16 protein-coding genes and 3 pseudogenes are annotated in these 21538 nt (G+C 61.3%); 9 read left to right on the forward strand and 10 right to left on the reverse strand.

What is annotated here, in order from left to right:
- Together DVK07_RS23780 and DVK07_RS18450 are read right to left on the reverse strand one after the other, a co-directional pair.
- Positions 1-159: pseudogene (locus tag DVK07_RS23780) on the reverse strand (IS6 family transposase); the annotation flags it as partial.
- A gap of 63 nt (positions 160-222) precedes the next feature.
- Entirely contained in the window at positions 223-1134 is a 912-nt protein-coding gene (locus tag DVK07_RS18450; protein ID WP_121598383.1) for an NAD-dependent epimerase/dehydratase family protein, read from the reverse strand.
- 97 nt (positions 1135-1231) lie between these two features.
- On the opposite strand from DVK07_RS18450, the gene DVK07_RS18455 reads away from it, so the two are divergent.
- The 5 genes from DVK07_RS18455 (at position 1232) to glmU (ending at position 5758) form a co-directional block, all read left to right on the forward strand.
- The gene (locus DVK07_RS18455; RefSeq protein ID WP_121598384.1) at positions 1232-1459 is read left to right on the forward strand and encodes an antitoxin VapB family protein; all 228 of its coding nucleotides are present in this window, start codon (positions 1232-1234) and stop codon (positions 1457-1459) included.
- On the forward strand, positions 1446-1859 hold the full coding sequence (locus tag DVK07_RS18460; RefSeq protein ID WP_121598385.1) for a type II toxin-antitoxin system VapC family toxin: 414 nt from the start codon (positions 1446-1448) through the stop codon (positions 1857-1859). Before DVK07_RS18455 ends, DVK07_RS18460 begins: the two co-directional genes overlap by 14 nt.
- 129 nt (positions 1860-1988) lie before the next feature.
- Positions 1989-3326, forward strand: a complete 1338-nt coding sequence (gene glmM, locus DVK07_RS18465; protein WP_121598386.1) for a phosphoglucosamine mutase — start codon at positions 1989-1991, stop codon at positions 3324-3326.
- Positions 3327-3481: 155 nt separating this feature from the next.
- Complete coding sequence (locus tag DVK07_RS23785; RefSeq protein WP_121598387.1) at positions 3482-4381, forward strand: halocyanin domain-containing protein; 900 nt, start codon at positions 3482-3484, stop codon at positions 4379-4381.
- Positions 4382-4549: 168 nt separating this feature from the next.
- Positions 4550-5758 carry a bifunctional sugar-1-phosphate nucleotidylyltransferase/acetyltransferase gene (gene glmU, locus DVK07_RS18475; RefSeq protein WP_121598388.1) on the forward strand — a complete coding sequence of 403 codons (1209 nt, stop codon included), beginning with the start codon at positions 4550-4552 and terminating at the stop codon, positions 5756-5758.
- Positions 5759-6093: 335 nt separating this feature from the next.
- Here glmU and aglM read toward each other — a convergent pair whose 3' ends face one another.
- The 4 genes and pseudogenes from aglM to DVK07_RS24415 all read right to left on the reverse strand — a co-directional run.
- The gene (gene aglM / locus DVK07_RS18480) at positions 6094-7416 is read right to left on the reverse strand and encodes a UDP-glucose 6-dehydrogenase AglM (RefSeq protein WP_121598389.1); all 1323 of its coding nucleotides are present in this window, start codon (positions 7414-7416) and stop codon (positions 6094-6096) included.
- A 171-nt stretch (positions 7417-7587) separates the two neighbouring features.
- Positions 7588-8409, reverse strand: coding sequence for an SWIM zinc finger domain-containing protein (locus DVK07_RS18485; RefSeq protein ID WP_121598390.1), 822 nt, complete (start codon positions 8407-8409; stop codon positions 7588-7590).
- Between the two features lie 873 nt (positions 8410-9282).
- A complete protein-coding gene (locus DVK07_RS18490) occupies positions 9283-10479 on the reverse strand; it encodes an orc1/cdc6 family replication initiation protein (RefSeq protein ID WP_121598391.1) in 1197 nt (398 codons plus the stop codon).
- A gap of 298 nt (positions 10480-10777) precedes the next feature.
- Positions 10778-10959 (reverse strand): annotated as a pseudogene (locus tag DVK07_RS24415) (sugar phosphate nucleotidyltransferase); the annotation flags it as partial.
- Positions 10960-11036: 77 nt separating this feature from the next.
- Here DVK07_RS24415 and DVK07_RS18500 point away from each other — a divergent pair.
- On the forward strand, positions 11037-11306 hold the full coding sequence (locus tag DVK07_RS18500; RefSeq protein ID WP_049929712.1) for an AbrB/MazE/SpoVT family DNA-binding domain-containing protein: 270 nt from the start codon (positions 11037-11039) through the stop codon (positions 11304-11306).
- Between the two features lie 3 nt (positions 11307-11309).
- On the opposite strand, the gene DVK07_RS18505 is transcribed toward DVK07_RS18500, so the two are convergent.
- Entirely contained in the window at positions 11310-11993 is a 684-nt protein-coding gene (locus DVK07_RS18505) for an HNH endonuclease (RefSeq protein WP_121598392.1), read from the reverse strand.
- A gap of 1510 nt (positions 11994-13503) precedes the next feature.
- Positions 13504-14274 (reverse strand): hypothetical protein, encoded by a 771-nt coding sequence (locus DVK07_RS18510; RefSeq protein ID WP_121598393.1) that lies wholly within the window; start codon positions 14272-14274, stop codon positions 13504-13506.
- An 828-nt stretch (positions 14275-15102) separates the two neighbouring features.
- Here DVK07_RS18510 and DVK07_RS18515 point away from each other — a divergent pair.
- Together DVK07_RS18515 and DVK07_RS18520 are read left to right on the forward strand one after the other, a co-directional pair.
- Positions 15103-17028, forward strand: a complete 1926-nt coding sequence (locus DVK07_RS18515; protein WP_199719603.1) for a hypothetical protein — start codon at positions 15103-15105, stop codon at positions 17026-17028.
- 204 nt (positions 17029-17232) lie between these two features.
- Entirely contained in the window at positions 17233-19599 is a 2367-nt protein-coding gene (locus DVK07_RS18520; RefSeq protein WP_199719605.1) for a hypothetical protein, read from the forward strand.
- Between the two features lie 295 nt (positions 19600-19894).
- Here DVK07_RS18520 and DVK07_RS18525 read toward each other — a convergent pair whose 3' ends face one another.
- Together DVK07_RS18525 and DVK07_RS18530 are read right to left on the reverse strand one after the other, a co-directional pair.
- The gene (locus tag DVK07_RS18525; protein ID WP_121598395.1) at positions 19895-20335 is read right to left on the reverse strand and encodes a hypothetical protein; all 441 of its coding nucleotides are present in this window, start codon (positions 20333-20335) and stop codon (positions 19895-19897) included.
- The gene (locus tag DVK07_RS18530; RefSeq protein ID WP_121598396.1) at positions 20332-20850 is read right to left on the reverse strand and encodes a hypothetical protein; all 519 of its coding nucleotides are present in this window, start codon (positions 20848-20850) and stop codon (positions 20332-20334) included. Before DVK07_RS18530 ends, DVK07_RS18525 begins: the two co-directional genes overlap by 4 nt.
- Before the next feature lie 113 nt (positions 20851-20963).
- Here DVK07_RS18530 and DVK07_RS18535 point away from each other — a divergent pair.
- A pseudogene (locus tag DVK07_RS18535) lies at positions 20964-21263 on the forward strand (zinc ribbon domain-containing protein); the annotation flags it as partial.
- Between the last annotated feature and the right edge of the window lie 275 nt (positions 21264-21538).

Here is a 21538-nt window from a genome sequence, read left to right on the forward strand (position 1 = left end):
ACCCAATTCCTCAAGAAGAATAACTGTATTCGAAAGTGATAGTCCAGCAAGATGGTGGCGAATACCCTTTTCAATGATCTCGCGGGGTGTCCGCTCTCGCTCCACAAACTCCAAGTCGATCCACTCGATACACTCGGTGAGGCGGGCGGTTTTCGGCATAGAGCACTGAATCCTCGTCCCGCCTCTTCCTTAACTTAACACCGCGGGACGGGTGGGTCTGAGCTACTTGTACGATTCGCAGACCAGCTCGACGCCCTCTTCGAAGTCGATTTCGGGCTCCCAGCCGGTCGCCTCGTGGAACGTCGAGTAGTCGGCCATGGTGTCGTGGACGTAGCCGTCGAACGGGCACTCGATGTACTCGGGGTCGATGTCCGTGCCGAGCGCGTCGTTGATCATCGCGACCATCTCGTTGAACGAGTAGGCCTCCTGGGTGCCGACGTTGTACACACCCGTCAGCTCGTGGTCGGCCGCGAGCTCGCAGGCGCGGGCGACGTCCGAGACGTGCGTGAAGTCGCGCGTCTGGGTGCCGTCGCCGAACAGCTCGGGGGCCTCGCCCGAGGCGATCGCGTCGGCGAACTGCGCGACCGTGTTCGCGTACTCGCCTTTGTGCTCCTCGTTGCCGCCGAAGCCCTGGTACACCGAGAAGAACCGGAGGCCGGCCACGTTCATCTCGTGGTGGTTGGCGTAGTACTCGGCGTAGCGCTCGCGGGCGAGCTTCGAGGCCTCGTAGGCGGTGCGCGCCTCCACGTCCATGTCGACCGGCGAGGGCTCGGTCCGGCTCCCGTAGATGGAGGAGGTCGAGGCGTAAACGACCGTCTCGCAGCCTTCCTCGCGGGCGAGCTCGACGGTGTTGACGAACCCCTCGACGTTGACGCGGCAGCCGCGCTGGGGGTCGGACTCGTGCATGTTGCGCGAGGAGAGCGCGGCGAGGTGGAAGACGACGTCGACGTCGACGGGGAACTCGCCGTCCACGACGGAAGCTTCGACGAACTCCACGTCGTCGTCGAGGTTCTCGGGCGTGCCGAGGTATCCGTCGTCGACCGCGATCACGTCGTTGTCGCTTGCGAGGCGGTTCGCGAGGTTCGAGCCGATGAAGCCGGCCCCGCCCGTGACGAGGACGCGTTTGTCCTGCATGGTCCACGATCCTGCGGGCGTCGGGATTATCGTGTCGGTTCGGCGTCGACAGGGAACGGCGACAGCGTATTTACGTATGGGTACCCATACATAACACATGAGCAAGAACATCGCGATCAGCGACGAGGTCTACCGGCGCCTCAAAAGGGAGAAGGGCGACCGGAGCTTCAGCGAGGTCATCGCCGACACGCTCGACAGCGGCGGGGGGCTTACGGACGTGACCGGCCAGCAGATACTCGATCCGGAGACGTACGACGATGTCGACGTGGAGATGGAACGACTGAGTGACGGCACGCTCGACCGGCTGACCGATGAAACTCCTTGACACGTCGGCGGTCGCCGACATCGACCGAGGGGGCGTCGACGGGAAGGTCCGCGCGCTCGACGACGAGGGGCGCCACGCGATCAGTCTGGTCACCGTGACGGAGCTCCGACTGGGCGTCGAGCTCCAGTACGACAGGGACACCCGGGGCTATGAGGACGCGATCGACGCCCTCGATCGCCTCGTGTCTCGCTTCGACGTACTGCCGATCAGCCGACCGGTCGCGACGGCGGCCGCGGAGATCATCGCCGACCTCCGTGCCGACGGGCAACGGCTTGACGACCTCCACGACGTGTACGTCGGTGCGACCGCGCGGACTGAACAACTGCCGGTGCTGACGGCGAACGTCGGTCACTTCGAGCGGATCGACGGCGTTCGGGTCATCGACTGGGAGGAGTTCTGACGGTCGCCGGACCGCTACGAAACGAGCCGCGGACGATCCCGCGCGGGAGGCGAGTCCGCGATGACACAACGCTCGGGAACCTGCTCGCCACCCCGAACCGTCTTTGCGGTGGGCGGCGACGACCGAGGTATGTTCGGTACCAGCGGCGTTCGCGGTCCCGTCGGCGAGGACGTGACGGCCGACCTCGCGCTCGACGTGGGGCGCGCGCTCGCGACGGACGGCGCGGAGACGGTCGTGGTCGGCCGCGACGCGCGGGACAGCGGACGGATGCTCTCGCGGGCGCTCGTGGCGGGGCTCACCGAGTGCGGGGCCGACGTCGTCGACGTCGGCGTCGAGGCGACGCCCACGGTGGCCCGCGCGGTCGCCCGCGAGGGCGCGGACGCCGGCGTCGTCGTCACCGCCTCGCACAACCCGGCGCCCGACAACGGGATCAAGCTCTGGACCGCATCCGGACGGGCGTTCGGCGACGAGCGCAACGACCGGATCGCCGATCTCGTGGAGTCGGCGTCGTTCGACTTCGCCGGCCACGACGCGATCGGCGCGGTCGAACAGCGGGACGTTGTCGCGGGCGGCGACGCCCGGCGCCGCCACGAACGCGCCCTCCGCGAGAGCGTCTCGCTGCCCGACGACCTGTCGGTCGTCGTCGACCTCGGCAACGGCGTCGGCCGCGTCACCGCCGACGCGCTCCACGCCGCCGGCTGCGACGTCGAGACGCTCAACGCCCAGCGCGACGGCCGGTTTCCGGGGCGGCCGAGCGAGCCGACCGCGGCGAACTGCGAGACCGCCTGCGAGGTCGTCGCGGCGACCGATGCCGACCTCGGGGTCGTCCACGACGGCGACGCCGACCGCATGATGGCGATCGACGAGCGGGGGCGGTTCGTCTCGGGCGACGCGCTGCTCGCGCTGTTCGCGCGCCGCGAGGCCGGCGCCGGCGACCGCGTCGCGGTGCCGGTGGACACGAGCCTGCTCGTCGCGGACGCGCTGGCGGAAGTGGAGGCCGAGGTTACCTACACGCCCGTCGGCGACGCGTACGTCGCCGCGGAGGCCGCGAAGCCGGACGTCGCCTTCGGCGGCGAGCCCAGCGGCGCGTGGATCTGGCCGGAGCGGACCCCCTGTCCCGACGGCCCGCTCGCGGCGTGTATGTTGACCGCGATCGCGGGGGAAGTGGGGTCGCTGGCCGCGCTCGTCGACGACCTCCCCGAGTACCCGATCCGCCGGGACTCGGTGCGGACGGACGCCAAGACGGCGATCGTCGAGCGCGTCGGCGAGGTCGCGGCCGCCGAGTACGACGACGTGTCGACGCTCGACGGCGTTCGGGTGGAGACGGACGGGGGCTGGTTCCTCGTGCGCGCGAGCGGCACCGAGCCGCTGGTGCGGATCACGGCCGAGGCGCGCGACGAGGCCGACGCCGACGCGCTGTTCGAAACGGCGCGGGACCTGATCGAGCGGGCGCGCGACGCAGCCTGACGGCCCCGCGGACGTCGACACGGCACTTCGTCTCTGTACCTCGTCACTGGAGCGAACCCGACGGAGTTCACTTCGCCGGATCATAAATATTCCGGCAGTTTTTGCGAGAATGGTATCGACACCGTCGTTATTTGCGTGTCGCCGGAACTCCGCGTATGGGATACACCCCCGCGCGACGAGATGTCCTCCAAGCAGCGACCGTCGCCGGTGTCGCCGGACTCGCCGGCTGTGGGTCCGTCACCGGAGACGATAACACGGACGCTGAAGCGTCGGACGACGAGCAGAACGACGACGGCGACGAAGCGGCGTACAAGTCGGCAGACGAACTGTCGCCACCGGACTCCGTCGAGGAGTGGCTCGCGGACGCGAACGGGTACCGTGGCGAGCGGACGCGGACCGGCATAGACGGGCGCGCGGAGATCCAGGTCGGCAACGAGTACGACGATGGACTCGGCTTCGCTCCGGTCGTCGTCGAAGTGCCACCGATGACGAACGTCCGGTGGAACTGGACCGGTCACGGCGGGGCGCACAACGTGGTCGCGCTCGACGGCACGTTCGACAGCGGCCGTTCGAACGCGCAGTCCGGAACGAGTTACCACTACGTCTTCGAGGAACCGGGAACGTATCCGTTCGTCTCCGAGTCGGGGCGATCAGACGGGATGAAGGGTGCGGTCGTGGTGAAGGAGCCGCCGTCGACCGGCTACGAAGCGGTCGATGAGTGGGTCGTCCACAGCGACAACTTCGACGGGACCGTCGCCGACAGGACCGACAGCGACGCCGCCTCGGTGACGGTCGGCGCTCCGGGCAACGGCGACCGTTTCGCGTTCGCGCCCCCGGTTCTCGCGGTGTCGCCCGACACGACGGTCAGGTGGGAGTGGGCGGATCCGAGCGGCCCGGCGAACGTCGTGTTCGAGGACGTCGACGTCAGCTCCGGCGACCCGACGTTCGAACGCGAGACGGCGTTCGAGCACACGTTCCACGAGCCCGGCACGTACCGGTACGCCAGCCTCCCGCACAAATCGATCGGGATGCGGGGAGCGGTCGTCGTCGAGTGACTGTCGGCGCGCGACCGTCGTCCGACGGCGACGACACCGGTCGCTGAGCGGGGCGACGACGCGTTCGGCGGCCGAGAGAGTGACGCCCCCGACGACCGCGACGGTGACGCCACCTCATCCCCTCCGACGACCGCAGCCGATAAGCCCTCCCCCGCCGTCGCCCCGGACATGTACGGAGTCGTGCTCGCGGCCGGCCGCGGGACTCGGATGCGACCACTGACGGACCGACGCCCGAAACCGCTCCTCCCGGTCGGGGACCGGTCGCTGCTCGAACGGGTGTTCGACACGGCCCGCGACGTGGTCGACGAGTTCGTCGTCGTGACGGGGTACCGCGGCGACGCGATCCGCGATGGCGTCGGCGAGTCGTACCGCGACCGGCCGGTTCACTACGTCGAACAGGCCGAGGCGCTGGGGACCGCACACGCCGTGGCGCAGGCCGAGCCGGTCGTCGACGACGACTTTCTCGTGCTCAACGGCGACGTGGTCGTGGACGCGTCGCTCCCCCGAGCGCTCGCCGAGGCCGGTGCCCCCGCGATCGCGGCCACCGAGGTCCCGGACCCGCGGGCGTACGGCGTGCTCTCGACCGCCGAGGACGGCTCGCTCGCGGACATCGTCGAGAAGCCGGCCGACCCGCCGACGAGCCTCGCGAACGTCGGCTGCTACGCGTTCGAGCCGGAGGTGTTCGAGTACATCGACCGCACGCCCGAGAGCGAGCGCGGCGAGTACGAGATCACGACGACGATCGACCTCCTGCTCGGCGACGGTCGGCGGATCGACGTGGCCCCGTACGACGGCACGTGGCTCGACGTCGGGCGCCCGTGGGAGCTGTTGGAAGCCAACGAGCTGGCGCTCGCGGACCTCGACGACGGAACCGAAATCTCCGGCACGGTCGAGGAGGGCGTCCACCTCCGCGGCCCGGTCGTCGTCGAGGAGGGCGCGCGGGTCCGGTCGGGCGCCTACGTCGAGGGGCCGGCGCTGATCCGCGAGGGGGCCGACGTGGGACCGAACGCGTACGTCCGCGGGGCGACCGTCGTGGGGCCGGACGCGCACGTCGGCCACTCGGTCGAGGTGAAGAACTCGGTGCTGATGGCGGACGCGTCGGTCGGCCACCTCTCGTACGTCGGCGACTCCGTGCTGGGCCGGGGCGTCAACTTCGGCGCGGGGACGAACGTCGCCAACCTCCGCCACGACGACGAGAACGTCCGACAGACGGTGAAAGGCGACCGCGTGGACACCGGCCGACGGAAGCTCGGCGCGATCGTCGGCGACGGGGCGAAGACGGGGATCAACACGTCGCTGAACGCCGGCGTCGTGTTGGGCGCCGGCGAGACGACGGGTCCCGGAGAAGCGCTGACGCGCGACCGTCTCTCGGAGTGAGGCGGTTGGCGGTCATCGACCGGGAGGACCGTTCGGCCGAGGTGTCTCACTCTCGCCGAGTTCGGATCTTCGATCTTTCGATGCTATCGGCTGTCGAGATCTGACCGAGCACCACGGGAGTTCGCTTACGTCGTGCCACAGACGTATTCGATGTCGACGCCGGCGACGCGGGTACGCTGAACGGATCGCTTCGGGTCCTCGACGTAGGCGTCGCCGAACCGCTCGCCGCGAACCACCATTCGTTCTGGTGCTTCGTGAGCAAAACGGGAGGCGTTAGGAAAAGCCGGGAAACACTCGCGAGCGTCGCCACGAACCGGTCCGGAAATTTTCGCTGTCTACCAAGTCATCCCCTCGTAGATGATCCCGTCGCGCCGCTGGATGATCCGCCGCCCGTCGGCGACGATCGGGGTCGCCATCGCGTCGAACTCCCTGTCGAGCGCGGCGAACTCGTCCCAGTCGGTGACGACCACCGCGCCGTCGGCGCCGTCGAGCGCCGCCGCGGCCGACTCCGCGTAGGTCACGTCGTCGACGTAGTTCGGGGCGTTGTCGGCCGCGACCGGGTCGTAGGCGGTGACCGTCGCGCCGCGTGCCTGGAGGTCGTCGATTACCGGAACTGCGCGTGAGTTCCTCATGTCGTCGGTGCCGGGCTTGAACGCGAGCCCGAGGACCGCGATGCTCGCGCCCTCGAACCCGCGGTCGCGGCGCTCGGTGAGGTGGTCGGCGAGGAGTGCGACCAACCGCTCCGGCTGGCGGTCGTTGACCTCGACCGCGGCGTTGAGCACCGCCGGCTCGTAGCCGGTCTCCTCCGCCGCCGCGATAATTGCGCGGGTGTCTTTCGGGAAACAAGAACCTCCCCACCCCACGCCGCTCTGGAGGAACTGCTCGCTGATCCGGTCGTCGAGGCCGATCGCGTCGGCCACCTCGTAGGCGTCCACCCCGAGCTCCTTACAGATGTTCCCGATGTCGTTGATGAGGCTGATCTTCGCCGCGAGGAAGCCGTTGTTGGCGTACTTGATCATCTCGGCGGTGCGCGTGTCGGTCTCGACGACCGGCGCGTCGGCCGCCTCGACGAGCGGAGCGAACACCGAACGCATGTCGTCGAGAGCGCGGTCGTCGTCCGCGCCGAGAACGACCTTGTCCGGGTTCAGGAAATCGTGGACGGCCGTTCCCTCGCGGAGGAACTCCGGGTTCATCCCGACACCGAAATCCTCACCGGCTGTTTTGCCGCTCTCCGCTTCCAAGATCGGGGTAATCGTGTCTGCGGTCGAACCGGGAACGACCGTGCTCTTGACGACGACTGTGTGCCAGTCGGTTTTGTCCGCGAGCGTCTCGCCGAGCTGGCTCGCGCCCGCTTCCATGATCGACAGATCGATGCTGCCGTCGTCGTTCTGCGGCGTGGGGAGACAGAGGAACGTCACCTCGGTGTCGAGGACGGCGTTGTAGTCGGTGGTCGCCCGGAGCCGACCCGTGCCCTCCGGGCCGGCGTGTTCGGCGATGAGGTCGGCGAGCCCCTCCTCGTGGATCGGCGCGTCGCCGTCGTTGATCGTCTCGACGACCGACTCGTCGATGTCGATGTTGACGACGTCATGGCCGAGGTCGGCGAAACAAGCGGCGACCGTCGTGCCGACGTAGCCGCTTCCGATGATGGAGATGCGCATGTGGCTGTATCTTCGGGAATCACCGATAAGAAACGTATGATCGGGAGACTGGAAGTAGGCGAAGAGCCCAGCGAGTTCTGAATCGGGTTGGTCGGAAAAGCTGGGGCGGGAGAGAACAGAGTTGTGCTATTTCCGGATTAGTACCGTTTGCGTTGACCACGTCGAACACGCTCAACCGTCGGATCCGTTTGTCAGTTCCGCTCGCAGGTCGGTGGCCGCACGCTCGAACTGGTCGGCAAGTAACGGCGTTCCCGATTCCATTTGCTCCTCAAGAAAATCGACAGCGCTTGTGGCTCCCCCGCTCTTGTGGTCCACCATTGCGGCGCAGTCGACGTACCCGTCGAGAGCTTGCTTGAACGCCTGTGAGAAGTGATCGTACGCGCCGTCGACACGCTCCATGTTGTCGTCAAGCGACTCGACGAGCGCCCGGTAGACCGCAGCCGCCGACGCGTCACGGCCCTGCTTACGGTACTCGTCCGCGAGATCGAACCACTCCGAGAAGTCGATCGGCTCGAAGACGACGTAGTACTCGGGGTTCGTCTCCTCGAACCGCCGATCGATGGCAGCGCGCAGCTCGTCGACCGACCGCGTCGAGGACTCCCCGAAGCTGGCGAAAAACTGCTCGCGGAGGGCGGCGTCGGTCGCCAACGCCTCGCGAAAGAACTCTCGCAAGGCGTCGGGGTCAGCAGCGTCGAGCGCGGCGTCGAGACGGTCTCCCTCGTCGGCCGGAAGGTCGTTGAGACAGCGGAGCAATACGGCGACGACGTGCTTACATGCTCCCGGTCCGTCGTACGGACAATTGCACCACGGGTCGAATCCGTCGGCCGCGAAATCGACGCGAACGTCGTACTGGCGGCTCCCGCTCACGACGGCGGTTACGGTAGTGTCGACGCGGTGGATCTCGCGGATACGACCCTCGGTGAGGTAGTTCTCACCGCGCTCGAAGACCGCATCCGTACAGATTTCCCGAATCGCATCCTCGGTCACGCCCATGGTCGCAAGGAATATTCCGTCGCCACCTCGAAAAATTTGCGCTTGGATCGCTAGAACCCGTCAGGATCAGCGTCGTTGCGGATCTTCGGGACAGCGGGCAGCGACTCGATGGCCTACACGGCGTGTAAATCGGTGCGACCGCCCGCGCACAGTATGGATCGGTTCTGACGGCGAACATCGATCACTTCGAGCGTCTCGAGAACATGCGGGTGATCGACTGGACTACGACTACGTTTTGGCGCGTGGCAGCCGGGACTGAGAGAGTCCATTTCGTTTGTCTTTGCCGAGTGTCACAGAGAGAGCCGTGTCAGCTTCATGGCGTTTTTCGAGGGCAATCTCCGGATCGAGATCGGCTTGGTACCCGCAGTACCAAACACCACCTTTGTTGTGGGTAAGTCTGCTTGGCAGCGATACTATGGCTCTCGGACACCCCTCGTTTCGTCTGTTCTCCGGTATATAACTAGTATGATTCGATCGAATTCGGCCAGCATGGGAAGAACAAGCTAGATACACCCAGTTTTACAAGTGAAACTGGGACGAGTGGACCTGAAGAACTAACTTCACTTACAAAGGTGAAGTGTCTCTCGGCTTTTGACAGCGTGTCACCCAAGAGTGAGAGAGTACGTTTCGTCTGTCTTTGTGAGTAGCTTTTTGCTGTCATCCCGCTATCGCTGTCACAGACAGACGAAACGTACTCTCTATTGTGGGGACGGGGAGAGTACTTTACTTTTAAAGACTACAACACTCTACCGCCGGTCGACAGTGATCTCGAGGTCTCGAACACCCCTCGTTTCGTCTGTTCTCTACAATGAGTGGTGGCTCTGTCTCATTCGAATCACACCCCTCGTTTCGTCTGTTCTTCGGTTTAAACAGCTACGGCTGATTCTCAATCGACTCGCGCGTCTCCAAGATAATGTCGGGATCTAACGCGAGTTCGTATCGGTAGTGAACACCACCTGCGCGTCCTTCGTTCTGTTCGGTTCGTTCGAGAAACCCGAGCATCGTGAGATCCGCGAGATGGTTCTGGATACTTTTTAATGTAGTCAGCGGATCGTGATCCCAGTTTCGTGCGACGCGTTCGTACGCCGCCTGAATCTCTTTTGACCGTGTAGGAATATCCCCGTTCACTTCGATCCGTGCGAGCGACTCTAAGATGAGCTGCCCGTGCATGGTCTGGTCGCGCAGCTTGTCTTGGACACGGCCTCGCTGGACACGCGCCGCAGCCACCTCGATATGGTCGTCGGTGATCGCCGTCGCTCCCTGTTCTTCAGCGACATCGCCGCCCTCGCGGAGGAGGTCAATCGCCTGCCGTGCGCTTCCGGTATCTTTCGCGGCCTTCGCGGCTGCGAGCCTAATAGCGGAGTCTTCACATGCTCCATCAACAAGTGCCTTCTCAGCTCTAGCGGTGAGGATCGACTGGAGTTCATCTGCGTCGTACGGCGAAAAGGCCAGTTCCTTCTCCATCAGCGTGTCTTTGACTTTGGGACTCAGTGACGAGCGAAACGTGTAATTATTGCTGATCCCGATCACGCCGACTCGCGCCGCGTTGAGGTGGTCATTCGCTCGTGCACGAGGGAGTTCGTACAGTAACGAATCAGGATCAGAAAGGTGGTCGATCTCGTCCAGAATGAATAGAAACGTGCCACCACGCGACTCCATTTCCTCGTACAACGTTTCGAGGGCGTGCGACGTCGAGAGGCCGGTTTCCGGAAATTTCTCTCCGGCATCTCCACGGAGACTATTTATAAGCGATCGAACCGTTCTGTACACGCTGTCGTCGTTACAGTTCCGGAAATGAACGTGGAGTTCCTCGGCTTCATCCCGCCGCTTTACTTCCGTCTGGAGGGCGCTCATCATGTACTCCGTGACCGCCGTCTTCCCGACACCGGTTTTCCCATAGATGAACACGTTTGCGGGATTTCGGCCGAAAAGCACGTCTTTGAGTGCCGATCGATACGCGTCAATTTCATCGTCTCGTTCGACGATAACGTCCGGACGATACTCCTCCGAGAGAATAGATTTGTCCTCAAAAAGGGTTTCAGTCATCTCCGTGAAGAGATCTTCAGACATTGTTGATATTCTGAGTAACACTACTTACTAACTTAAGAGTGACGTTTGTCTGTTTACTGTGTTTCGTCTGTTTTCTCGATACAGCCGGAGGGAGGATCAGTACCCGAACTCCGTGATACAGAACAGACGAAATGAGGGGTGAGGTTGATCGCCACCAGTGATGCACCCCATCGCCCTACTGCGAGAACAGACGAAATGAGGGGTGTCTGCCCGACATGCCCCGACCCTCGGTTACTAACACGGAAACAGACGAATTGGCATCCTCTCCGCCCTGAAGGCGGGGTTTTAGCCTTGTAAGTTCCATACTCTGCTCGACCTCGTAGCCGACGACGGTGAGTTCGGTGGCTTCCGAGTCGATCAGGCTCTCGAAGACATCCTCTATCAGGGACGTTCCGATACCTTCGACGAGCACCTTCGGCTTGTCTTCCGTGAGGGCTGGAGGCGCGTACTCTTGCTCGCGGCGAGGACGACTGCTTGCATGGGTGCGAGATCTGACCGTTCTCCAAACGTCCACATGCGGCGCAACATGTATTGTGTGTGAGCTTGGACTGCTGCGTATGGCGACTGAAGGAACTCCCGAGGAAACCAAGGTCAGCGATCGGGGTATGGTCACGATCCCGGCGGACCTCCGTCGACGTCTTGACATCGAGCCCGGCGACAAACTCCGGTGGAACGTTGATGAAAAAGGGAACCTCTCTGTGGAGATCGTCAAGCAGTGGTACGGCTCGTTCGACGACTTCGATCCAGTCTCGATGGAGGGCGGTGGGTCTGAAACCCATGACCTCGCAGGTCACGAGGACGATCCCGTCTTCTCGGAGACCAACTGATGACTATCCTACTGTTCGGTTCGATCGCTTGCCATCGTTAGCGCCGTACTCGAGGATGACGTCGACATCAGCGATCGGTTTACGGTCGACGGGGTGCCAGACACTGTCGGTCCATTTATCGACGACACGCCACCACCCCGGGCCGTCGTGACGTTCAACGAACCGTATTCGGTAGCGTCCGGAGTCTTCGAGTGTGTACTCGATGGTGGCTTCCTGGATATCTGCTGGCTGTTCACGGTGGCCGTCGTCACTCCAGATTGCGTCCGCGTTGAACTCGTCATTGGAGTCAGTGACGTCTCGTTCGTATCGGAGATACGACGTACTCCGCGGGGTGCCGTCGTCGTCTCCGTACCGCCACGCAGCTTCTTTTGCTGTCAGCTGTGGCGTCTCGGCGTATTCTTTCCGGTGGGCGTTCCACGCATGCCGATCCGAGATTGGGAGCTGGCGGTGCCACTGCCGGTACGGCGGCTCGTCTACCCGGTGGATGTGGACATGACAACTCTGACACAGCGGGATGGCGTTCGCGACTCGATCATCTGTATCGTCGCCGTTGAGATGGTGTAACGAGAGTTTGTCCTGTTGTCCCCCGCCGACAGCCGCTTGGAGCCAACCTTCCGGCGTTCGACCGCAGATCAAACACTCACGACCCCATGCATCATACACTGCTTGTCGGAATTCGTCTGTCATCGTGATCGAGCTGGTGAGCCGTTCAGATGTGAGCCCCACACGGTACCGGTCGCGTTGGTTGATGTCGATTCAGGTGTGCATGGCACGCCCGAAATCGACAAGCGAGATACGGAGCACTCGCTGTCAATTTGAGGCGTGACTCGTTGGGTGTTCCAACTCATTACACTGAGGGGGCGAACGGGAGGCTTTGCTTCCCCTTTCTTTCACCCTCTCACTCCCACCGAGGGATACAAACAGATCAGCTGGACCGATCTCGAAATACGGGATATCCACCAATATATAGAAGTCAGGCTGATACCTCCAGCTCTAGGTGGAAGTACAGCCCATCGAGTTCGTCTCTTTCTTTTTGGCCGATCAGAAGAGAACACTCACTGTACTATACTCACAGATAGTCGAAAAATACCACTCAAATTAGGGTACTCCAGCGGTACTTCTAGTATGTGTTCTCCTTATACTTAGTGTGAGAAGGGTGAGTACCATTCCACGCTAAATCCCATGACGGGGTGGTTCACACACTATCTGTAACCGATTGAATATAAGAATAACAACCCCCTCACCGGAACTGAGTGTGAGAAAGCCACCAAGCCAGCGGGCCACCACGGAGGGAAGAAGAAACAGATCGAAGGCACCCAGACACCGCCATCTGGAAAACCCTCCCACTAGCGTCGGCGACGGCGTCCGTACAGGCTGACGGGATCGACACCCGTAGAAACGACCCCACGACCGTACTGCGGCGCAGGGATAGACATCCCACCTGACGGGCCCCCGCTCTCACGAACGGACTGGGTGATCGAATCCCCGTGCTCCCAAAGCGGTCCTGGCTCAGAGAGACCGATTGGACGCACGACACAGACGCATCGATGGTGGTGGCGGCGTGTTCACCAACCCTGGCTTGCGAAGGGCATTCACACCGATCTGAGAACCACCGTGGTGTTGCTTCTTCGCTGCGTGTTGAGATACTGCGACGACCCTCGATCACCCCTCCGAGTACCGACATCGGCTATCCGTTCACTAGGGGGTGAGTACACCAACAACTGCGGTTTAGATCAGCGAAATACTCAGATATCAGAGATACGAGATCGAGACTCAGAACTTTCCTGAAGAGCGCGGGTGAAACCCGAATGGGATCTGCGTTGGCGCCCGCCAGCATCTACCATTGGTTGTGTTGGTTGTCCCTTTTTGGTTTTGGTTTCACATCTCAGATATATAGTGCGACAGCAGGTGGATTCCTTTGGCTGGTTGGTCATTGTTATTCTTATATCCAATCGGTTCCAGCTAGGATGACTCGCTGTCGTCTTGCGGTTTAGTGTTCTGTAGGGTGACGCGTGTACACCCTACTCTGTCGTACATTACCCTAGTATATGGAGGCCTCACAGTAGTGTGTCCAGCTGATCGTCTCCGAAAGAGAATATGTTTCTGCTGTCTGGATCCTCGCTGTCGTCGCAGTTGTCACCGAGCGCTGTCTAAGCCACTAGTCGATCCACAAGACGACGATTCGATGACGGCGATATCAACACGACTCAGAATATTGATACCCTGCTTTCAGCTGATCGAGAATCTCGACAAGCGCGGCAGCGATTCCGATCGAGAACATCGCCCAGAAGACACCGGCGACGGGGAGTGTCACAGTTCCGTCAGCGATCGTGATCAGTCCAACGGATAGAGCTGTCAGTGCCACACCGGCGGTACTGAAGCTCATCCCAGCGTCCCAGGGATTCGAAAGCCGACCACCCGCGAGTTGCGCGGGAATCACTGCCGGTCGATCAGCGGTCTCAGGGAGGGGCCAGACTGTCGTCTTGACGTCGTCTCTTGGGCTCGGATCGTCCATCGTGATCTGATCTCGGATGTCGTCAGGGTGTGTTCGATCAAAGGCTGGGGCGACGTCCCGTTCCGCTGGGAGCCCCAATTTCTTATCTGAGCCGTCTTCGACCTGTTCGAGAATCCCAACCGCAACCAAATTCTTGAATGTCGTCCTGTAGGTGTCTCTCCCTGGTTTTTTTGTATGATTGAGCTGGAACTTTTTGTGTTGATCAATGAGGGTCTGGAGCCGAAACCACCGTTGATCTGTCGCACCTGTCCGCAGTTGGACTAAATGGAAGGCGGTTATTGGATAGAAACAGTGGTGGCGTTGACCTTCCGTACGGATGCCTGCTAGGCTCGGAAAGATATCCTTGAGGGTGTGTGTCTCGCTCTGGTCAATTTCATCGAAGACCCAGTCTGGTAAGTGATCGCCCAGATCCTGATCGAGTGCTCGATCAATATTGATAGTGTCTACAGTCATTAGTGTCTGTACCGCAGTGCGTCGTTTTGAATCTTTTTCTGAAAATAATAGACGTGTGACTAGCCCGCATATGTGTGCTGCGGGTTTTGATCTCGATCGTCTTGAGAACAGACTCTCCATATTTCACAGAGGATTATTTCTATCACTAGATAGTTCTCCGAGAAAATCGGTTGTTGTCGTTTTCTCCGTCTGAATATTGACGTATCGGTTCTCTTTGCTCACTAAACTAACGAGTAGTTAGTGTCCCCCATGATAATAAATACATCGACTAATAGAGACTCGTCGATCGGTCGGCGCGGATTATCTTCCTCCCGTCACTCTCTCTATTCACACGAGAGGGTAACTGCCACACCAACGGACGAACCGAGAACTCACAACTGACTGCGTCGGCAGACTCCAACGCACCGACACTCCAATACACATGACCAATTACACTGTCGCTTTCCCCCCACGCCGGCTGGCTGCGGCGAGGATGACCCAACTGGCGGCACCGGGGAACACGATCGGCAACGACCAGAACGACGCGCTCGTGGGAAGGATCGACACCATCACCGATGGACGCCTCGGGCACCGCTAACCGAGCACGGATACACTGTACAGATGTTCAAACGTGTTCCGAACGCAGCTGACCCACCGGACGCGCAGACGCCGGCGATCGCGCGACATGGCGCAGTTCACGCTTGCGAAAGCGGTGTCGACGATCCCTCATACCGGATCTCGACGTCGCTTGCTCCGGCACTATCCCGGGTCCTGACGCGTGGGCTCCGAGAAACGGGGTATCCGTCGATCGAGCTGCTCGGGCTGACCGGCGTCGAGGTTCCCACTATCGTGCTCCACGGGAGCGGAACGGAGATGCATAATACGGGGTGGATAGGCACTGCGTCGACGCCGTCGACACAAGAGCCGAGCGAAGCGTTAGCGGCGATCTGTACCGAGGAGTTCCCGGACTGGTACGGCATCGCAACGGGAACGCTCGTCCTCGATACGGTCGGGCTGGCCGCGGTCCCGACGAGTCGGCTCGTCGTTCGCGAGGGGGCACCTGATGCGGCAACGCTCGATTCGCTGCTGCGGACGATTTTCACCCGCAACCACAATCGCAACGTCCCGACGCTCTGTCAGCTGCTCGTCCATCTCGCAGGAACCGATCAGTATCAGGTGACGGCTCGCGTCGCCGAACTCGGGGTCCCGTGCCGCCCCCTCGGTCGGTATGGGCTGGCGTCGTCGCTGGCGTCGCCGGCGCCCTGTCCGATCGATCGCGAAACGCCGTCGGAGATCACCTCCAGTCGGTGTCTGGCGACCGACCAGTGGGAGACCAACATTGAGTCCGGGCATACCCGGACACCAGGGCTGGCGGCGAGCGACGGACTCACGCCCGCATCGGACGCGGCGGTGATGTCGTTAGAGCTCCGGACCAGCACCCACGAGTTCGCGTCGTTGCTGGCGGGGACGACAGGAGCGGAACCGTATACATCGCTGGGGGTTTCGCCGACGATGACCCTCTCGGAGACGGAGTTGGCGGCGCTTGTTGACGTCACGCCGCACTACGAATCCTGCGACTGGCCGGTGACGGCGTCACGGTTCGCGCCGCCGTTCATCCGCGAGACGATCCACTCCGACGCCGCTGGGACGGACCACGAGTCGGTGCTCGCCGGTCCACAGCGGGTCATGACGCGGATCGGCGTCCAAGACGGAAGCTCGATCACCGACTTTGTCGACGGGTGGCTCTCAGAGAGCGGTATTACTCACGAGTCGGTCGCTGACCGCTCACGTGGTGACCCGCACTTTCGGGGACATCCGCATGACCCGGAGGGACCCGTCGTGGTCGTCGATCCGGAGGCTGACGTGACGGACGATGTCCTCACGTCTGCTGGGGAACTGATTATGGCGGCAAATCGGGCGCGCCGAGCAGACGCGCATCTCCTCGTTATCACGCCCTCAGAACAAGCTGCCGACTGGGCCAGAGACGTGCTGACGGTCCCGTACGTGCGGCGCCAAGGCCACACCGCCCAGCTGTACACCGTCCCGATGGACGTCCACACTACACGAGGCAATGTTGTCGTTGCTCCCCAAGAGTCAGGCCCCGTCTACTGGACCGTCTCCGATACCGGACGCCGAGCGGTCTATCAGGGAGATCGGTGTCTTGCGTCGGGACCGGTAACAGAGCCCATCGCCTCGTACACGTTCGAGGCCCCGCGAGTCCGGAAGCGCGACGGCTCGCTGTACGTCATGACTCCCGCAGGGGACGTTCGGTCGCAGTTTGCCTCCGCTGAGGCGCTCCACGCCGAGTACTTGGGGGTGCCGCGTCCAATTTTGCCAGTCCGACCGCTGTTCTGTGCGGACGTCACGGTCGCCTCCCGGACTGGCAGTTCCCTCCGTGAACCGCCCGTCCCATTCGGCCAGTTCGGGGGGTCGGACAACCAGCGCCGCCCAGAGCATTACAAGCGCGGACTCGTGGAGTTCATCGAGACCTACACGCGACGGACATCGACGCAACCGTCCGCTGACACCAGCACCGCCCCGCGGTTCGTCGAGCAGTTCCAGCGTTGGTATGACGGACATTCGACCCGATCACCACCGTCGCGATTGCGTGTTGCTGATCAAATAGATCAGCTCCGGGGGCGCAGCGAGATCACCGACGCTGGGGCATTGACCCGCCATTCGTGGTGGGCCCCGGCTGACTCGCTCCCGCTCGCACTCGCACACGGCCACGCTGACGACTCAATCGTCGCAGCTGACCACCCGAACACAAACTAACCACTTCATGAACAACACTGAACTCGAGTTGATCAATCTGCTAAACGGGAGTGACCATAGGCCGTCGAGGCTAGGATGGCTCCACGTTCTGCGGACATCAGCAGCACGACGTATCGTCTCCGACCGACGGCACAGCTATCGGGCGTTGCTGTGCCTAGCTGTGCTTGCCGTCGTGATACCGACGCAGGGATCCACCATCAGATAATGCAACGAAACCCCAGCAGCCGACTTTATGTTGATAAGAACGGGAATCTCCGGGCGTATCGGCTTGATGCCGTTCGACTGATCTTCCCCGGGATTGCCGACGATACCGACGAGCGGCGCCTCGATGGCCTGCTACCGTTGGACGATGTCGCCGAAGATATTCTTGACGAGTACGGGATCGACCTGCTCGAGTTGTTGACGTGGCCCGGGAAAGCCCAGCAGGAGTATTTCCTGATCGGCCACAGTAGCCAGGGCAGAGCAGACTCCCGACTTAAGCATCCAGAGGAATCGGAATCAGATACTGCCGATGACGCTGATGTGAGTACCACGGACACGCAAACGACGCTCCCAGCCGCAACCGACGGTGGCAACGGTGAGGACGATGCCGACAGCGAGGGTGACACTGCGGAATCGTCAGACGGAGAGCCCGACCAACCCGTCTCAGACGGGCGAGACGGAGACCGAGACACGCGGGCTGAGCGCATCAAAGCGATCGTTGACGATCACTACGGTGATAAACTCGGCACTGAGATCTGTACCGTTGATCTCGGCCCCATCGGGAAGATGCCGGTTCCCACGAGTCGGCTGCTCCAACCGGCAAATCTCTCGATCACGTCGCCAGAGGTCTCTCGAAAGTCCGCGACGGCTGACCTCGTTCACGACCTCAACGACGAACGGATTTCGTATCTACACCAGAGTCTGTTGGGGCCGGCCGGGAGTTCGGCACCGCACGATTATCTCATTACCTCACGACTCGCGCCGTTTGGAACCGGCCACGGGATCGTCACCGAAGACGACCTCACGCGGCATGTTGAGGCGGACAACGACTACCGAATCTCCGATTATGTGCCGGGGCCGTCCACAGATAACTGGGGACTCCCAATCGAGAAGCACAAGCGATACGCAAACAAGCAGACCACACACCCGTCGCAACTCGAACAGCTCGATGAGATGAGCCTCCGCGATGGATCGATCGAAGCGCTTGCTGCGGGCGACCCTGAGTTCCGCGCGATGCTTAGTGGGCGCGTCCACAACGACGATCGCTACGAAGAACTCTTCGGGGCCTACGGCCGGATCCCAATTGAGAAATCCGAACTGAAACACTTCTTCGCCGCCCTCCCCACGTATTTCGAGGCGAGTTCGTTTGGCCGACTCACGACCATCGATGAACCAGACTTCTCGACGGAGCAGCTCGGGAGCCATGCGCCCGGTACGCGTCAGTCCTACGGCACGGATCATCCCGGTGGTTCGACAACACTGTCTGACAGCTCTGACGAAGAGTCAGACAGGCACAAAGAGTTGGTCATCGAGCGGATCAAGTTTCTCCTTCGGCACGGTCACAAGATTATAGCCGTCGATCAGGACGTTATCGAGGTTGACCTCTCAGATCCCGATCCAACCGAGTCACAGTATCTGAGCGGCGAGTCTCGACCAGACATTGTGAGCAAAAAAGACGGCGAGATTCTCTTCCATGAGATCGAAGTCGAAAACGACTCGAAGCCGGCAGCGCTGCTCACGAATCTCGCACGGGGCGTCTATCACGATCATCCTGTTCACGTCATCACCGAATCCCAGTCTGAGGCGCAAGGCAAACTGTGGTCGGATCCGCCCACCGCCAAAGATGGTCCTGTCAGTATGGCATTCAAAGACACTGACGAGACGGGGACAATCTTGTATAACCAACAAAAAAATGTCTCGACTGAAGCGTGCTGGTATCTCTTGCCTCGTGATCTCTCCGAATCAACGTGGCGGCTGCTGCCAACGGATACTGTCCAGTTGGTTGGCAAAGACGGATCCATCCTCGCCGAAGGCGACGCGGAGCAGCCGGTTGAGTCGTACGAGTTCCACACGCCCCGCGTCAGAAAAGACGGCAGCGACTGGGTACTGGAGTCGGCCTCCGGCGAGGAACTTCGCCGGCGACGGACAAAAGAGGCTGCCGCAAGCGGCTACACGTTCGTCTGGAAGCCGCTTATTCCGACGCAGTTCGAGTACCTCACGAACACGACCGTCGAGTTCCAGTCGGAGAACGGCTTCACGATCTTTGAGAAGCCCCCGCTGTGGGAGCAGCCACAGCAAAGTGCGTCAATTCGGTACGAAGATGCTGCGAAAGCGTTCGTCGAGTTAGTCACAATCGAAGACGAAGGCGCCGAAATCCCAATTCCCATGCTGCGCCGGCGGTTCAAAGCGTGGTACACCGAGCAGACGGATCTGAAACAGCCGAATGAGACTTGGTTCGGACGCGCACTCCGCGCCTACTTCGAGGTCGACGACGAGGACGATCACAACAAAACCCTCGTCGATCGGCGGTTCCGGTTCTCTGAAGGGCTCGAATCACCGGCACTGTCCTTTATCGAGGACGAGGAGTAGTTCACCGCCAGATACTGCTCGCCGGAAGAGCACCCGACTGACGTGGTGAATCGACCGGCGGCGGGTCTGCTGTTGTCGGAATTCACCCTCGAGGTCAAGCCCCGAGGCATTCGGCCGTCTTACTCTCCCCATAGATAGAACTCTTGATTTCGGAAATTATAATTTCTGAATTTGTGATTTCTTTTTGAGAGCAGCATGAACAGGATCGGCCGAACCACCGTTGACAGCATGCTCTTCCGCATACACGCGGAGAAATCCCACGGCACCGCGCTGGTAATCCGGGACCGAGTCCGTACTAGGGTTCTGCCGTGTAGTCTGGGATCACGTTCTCGAAGAGTTCATCACAGCACTCCCAGAGGAGTTTCGGAGGAGATGCCGCTTCAAGCACAACCCTTTCATACTCTGGGGCTTCCTTCGAAGCCGTCTGGTACTGAAAGTGCGCTGCGCCGAGATCGTTATGATCCTCATCGTGGTGCCAACCGCAATGGAACCTCGAATTTGGATCGGCGTAGTCGATCCTGAACTCGTCGTGGGGCGGCGTGAGCTTCCAGTGGGCCTCGAGCTGCGGTAACTTGGGTCCGGTCGGCGGGACGACCCGCTGTGGGTCGATCGCAGCGGCGAGATACCGCTTCTGGATCGCGTCCGGTTCGAACCGGACAGAGGTAACCCCTGCTTGCCGTTCTAGCACATCTTTGAGCACTCGATAGAGGGCTGGATTTTCCGCTCCACTATTCATGCGGAGGCAGAGCGCCGTTCACCGGGGAAGCGATCGTAGAGACGGAGTGCATCTTCGACGAGACGCCGGCGCGTCGTGAGGTGATCCCATTCACGGGCCACCTGTCGACGATCGCGTTCGTCTGTAACGTCTTCTATCTGACCGAGGCTCGCACGAAGTTGGTTGGCTGTTTCGACGTCGTATTTTGTCTTCCAGGTTCGGATTTGCTCGTTTATTTCTTCAAGACTCGCAGCGAGTTCGTCAGGTGAGTGCTCTTCGTAGAGTTCGCGCATCTCGACGAGGTACTGACCGACCGGGTCTGGCTCGTATATCGTCTGCTGACCGCGTGTATCCGAGCGTAGTTTCCCGTCGTCTACGAGACGTGTGAGGTACTTCTTCGCCGTCTCGTGGGCGACCTCGGCTTCGGCGGCGATCCAATTAGCTGTTCGAGGTTCATCGACAGTGAGTGCGACCGCTTCAACGCGCTTGGCCGCTGACAGACCGTCGGTCCAGCTTCGGGTCTGTTCGTCGTTCATGACTCCCTTTTCACCCTCTACATAGAAATAATTTGAGGTGGTTCTAATTATTCTGTATGTATATCGGCTCACCTAGATGTAAGGAGGAAGCCAACGGCTTCAGCCCTGTCTCTTACGTCGTTCAGGTGGAAGCAGCAGGAACAACGAAAGAGTGCGCGAAGTGTGATGTGGAGACGCCGAAACCTATCTGGGTTCGAGAACACTCTTGTCCGTCCTGTGGGTTCGAGTGTGACCGGGACGCGAACGCAGCGATGAACATCTTACAACGCGGCTTTTCTGAACTAGGGCTGGGATGGCCCGAAGACACGCCTGTGGAGACTGCGCTCCCTACGGACACTCATTCGGTGTCTGCAAAGCGCGTCATAGAAACAGGAAGACCCACCCTCAACGAAGCCGCACCAGCGGCTGAGTAGGGTGGGGTAGTTCACCCAGCTCTCCCCCGTTCTTACCCGAACTCGTAGTCAGTGCCACGAGCGTTGACGTACTCATCGTTTCCCGTCCGATCGGGCACGTAACACGGCCCCCGCGAGCCCTGTAAAAAAAAAAACGGGCGCCTCGATGCGTCGCGTTAAGTTAGAGGATGAGGCGCTCGACTTCAGAGTGTCTATGGCCGAAACCGAGCGCCTCAGCGAACGTATCGCGTGGATCGACTTGTCGTTTGTGGAGCGAGATCGAACGCCGCGATGGG

The organism is Halorubrum sp. Atlit-26R, assembly GCF_003666015.1.
Classification (GTDB): domain Archaea; phylum Halobacteriota; class Halobacteria; order Halobacteriales; family Haloferacaceae; genus Halorubrum.

Bases quoted from the DNA above. Each gene is read 5' to 3' on its own strand.
- DVK07_RS18500 (WP_049929712.1), top strand. From the start codon at position 11,037: ATGGCGACTGAAGGAACTCCCGAGGAAACCAAGGTCAGCGATCGGGGT.
- aglM (WP_121598389.1), bottom strand. From the start codon at position 7,416: ATGCGCATCTCCATCATCGGAAGCGGCTACGTCGGCACGACGGTCGCC.
- DVK07_RS18450 (WP_121598383.1), bottom strand. From the start codon at position 1,134: ATGCAGGACAAACGCGTCCTCGTCACGGGCGGGGCCGGCTTCATCGGC.
- DVK07_RS18520 (WP_199719605.1), top strand. From the start codon at position 17,233: ATGCAACGAAACCCCAGCAGCCGACTTTATGTTGATAAGAACGGGAAT.
- DVK07_RS18530 (WP_121598396.1), bottom strand. From the start codon at position 20,850: ATGAACGACGAACAGACCCGAAGCTGGACCGACGGTCTGTCAGCGGCC.
- DVK07_RS18505 (WP_121598392.1), bottom strand. From the start codon at position 11,993: ATGACAGACGAATTCCGACAAGCAGTGTATGATGCATGGGGTCGTGAG.
- DVK07_RS18485 (WP_121598390.1), bottom strand. From the start codon at position 8,409: ATGGGCGTGACCGAGGATGCGATTCGGGAAATCTGTACGGATGCGGTC.
- glmM (WP_121598386.1), top strand. From the start codon at position 1,989: ATGTTCGGTACCAGCGGCGTTCGCGGTCCCGTCGGCGAGGACGTGACG.
- DVK07_RS18455 (WP_121598384.1), top strand. From the start codon at position 1,232: ATGAGCAAGAACATCGCGATCAGCGACGAGGTCTACCGGCGCCTCAAA.
- DVK07_RS18490 (WP_121598391.1), bottom strand. From the start codon at position 10,479: ATGTCTGAAGATCTCTTCACGGAGATGACTGAAACCCTTTTTGAGGAC.
- DVK07_RS18525 (WP_121598395.1), bottom strand. From the start codon at position 20,335: ATGAATAGTGGAGCGGAAAATCCAGCCCTCTATCGAGTGCTCAAAGAT.
- DVK07_RS18510 (WP_121598393.1), bottom strand. From the start codon at position 14,274: ATGACTGTAGACACTATCAATATTGATCGAGCACTCGATCAGGATCTG.
- DVK07_RS23785 (WP_121598387.1), top strand. From the start codon at position 3,482: ATGGGATACACCCCCGCGCGACGAGATGTCCTCCAAGCAGCGACCGTC.
- glmU (WP_121598388.1), top strand. From the start codon at position 4,550: ATGTACGGAGTCGTGCTCGCGGCCGGCCGCGGGACTCGGATGCGACCA.
- DVK07_RS18460 (WP_121598385.1), top strand. From the start codon at position 1,446: ATGAAACTCCTTGACACGTCGGCGGTCGCCGACATCGACCGAGGGGGC.